Source organism: Bacillus cereus group sp. BfR-BA-01356 (genome assembly GCF_022663635.1).
GTDB classification, from domain to species: Bacteria; Bacillota; Bacilli; order Bacillales; family Bacillaceae_G; genus Bacillus_A; species Bacillus_A cereus.
The window spans coordinates 1-790 of the sequence record NZ_JAKUFX010000283.1 but is presented as its reverse complement, the minus strand read 5'-3'; the positions used below and the strand labels follow the sequence as shown (position 1 = coordinate 790).

The window sequence follows — 790 nt, the reverse complement described above, 5'->3', positions numbered from 1 at the left end:
GGTGATATTAACTGGCCTGTGGCAAAACAATACATTGATTTCATCATCGCTCGTGTACAAGATGGTTCGAATTATGTAGATCCATTATATAAAGGATATGTACAATCCATGAAGCAACATGGTATTCCTTTTGGTAACTACGCATTCTGTCGTTTCGTTTCTGAGAATGACGCACGTGTAGAAGCTCGAGACTTCTGGAATCGCGGAGATAAGAGCGCAACAGTCTGGGTGGCTGATGTAGAAGTGAAAACAATGGATGATATGCGAGCAGGTACACAGGCTTTTATCGATGAATTACGTCGATTGGGTGCTAAGAAAGTTGGTTTATATGTTGGCCACCATATGTATGCTCCATTCGGAATGGCAAATGTAAAATCTGACTTTGTATGGATTCCTCGTTATGGCGGAAATAGGCCAGCTTATCCATGTGATATCTGGCAATACACTGAAACAGGAAATGTACCTGGTATTGGAAAGTGTGATTTGAATGAATTAATTGGAAGCAAGTCGTTAGATTGGTTTACAAATAAATCGTATAAAGAAGAAGGAGTGGAGATTATCGTGAACAAACATAATAAGGTGGTTACTTATGAATTTGGTGTAAATTTAATTCCTGAAATGATTCAAATGATGGATAAGCTTGGATACACTTCAAAAATTGTTTCCCGCGGAGATCGTCAGGGGCTTGTTTATTTCGAGTCGGATTATCGTCAAGGTAGCGAGCTAGATAAAGCAACAGCGTGGTTGGATGCTAAAGGATTAAAGTATTACTATACAAAAGAATAATTTT

At 38.6% G+C, this 790-nt stretch carries 1 protein-coding gene; it reads left to right on the top strand.

Annotation, left to right across the window (positions count from 1 at the left end):
* Positions 1-786: GH25 family lysozyme (locus tag MR168_RS33020; RefSeq protein ID WP_242291768.1), on the top strand; the 786-nt coding region annotated here is incomplete at its 5' end.
* Positions 787-790: the final 4 nt, after the last annotated feature.